At 55.9% G+C, this 628-nt stretch carries 1 protein-coding gene; it reads right to left on the bottom strand.

Annotated features, from left to right (window positions below):
• Positions 1-628: collagen binding domain-containing protein (locus tag KQI26_RS15855; RefSeq protein WP_253292911.1), on the bottom strand; the 628-nt coding region annotated here is incomplete at both ends.

Here is a 628-nt window from a genome sequence, read left to right on the forward strand (position 1 = left end):
GATAGGGTTCCGGCACAGACTTCTCAATCACTTCATAGGTACCTGGCAGCAGATTTTCCACCCGGGCGCTGCCATCTGCACCGGTGGTCACTTCTCCCACCCAGGGGCCGTCCACGGCCTGCACCTGGAACACGGTGCCCGGCACCACTTCCCCGGTATCGGCATCCCGCTTATGGATAGTCAGGTTGGGGCGCTTGTCGTTTCGGATGGTCAGCGTGCTGGTTTTGCCCGGGAAAAGCTCCACCTTGTATTCTGTGGGGTCGAGAATGTGGTCATTTACAGTGGCGGTCTCTTTGACAGAATAGACACCGGGTTTCAGATCGCTCACCAAAATCTCGCCGGCATCGTTTGTCGTTCGATCCAGGTAATGCGTCCCGTCCTCGATCTTGCTGATCCGAAAAGTAACGCCGCCCAGCGGTGTGCCGTCGGTGCTTTGCTTCAGCAGCCGCAAAGTGGGCTTAATGGAGTTGGTGAACACAAATTCGCCGGTCTGACCAGGCTTCAGGTGAATGATCCGCTGGGCATCGTCGATCACATAGCCGTTGGCTTTCTTTTCGGTCACCACATAAGTGCCAGGCTCCAGCTTGGACAGGTCGATCATGCCGTTTTCATCGGTGGTAAATTCTTT

The organism is Intestinimonas sp. MSJ-38, assembly GCF_018917925.1.
In the GTDB taxonomy this organism is placed as follows: Bacteria; Bacillota; Clostridia; order Oscillospirales; family Butyricicoccaceae; genus Pseudobutyricicoccus.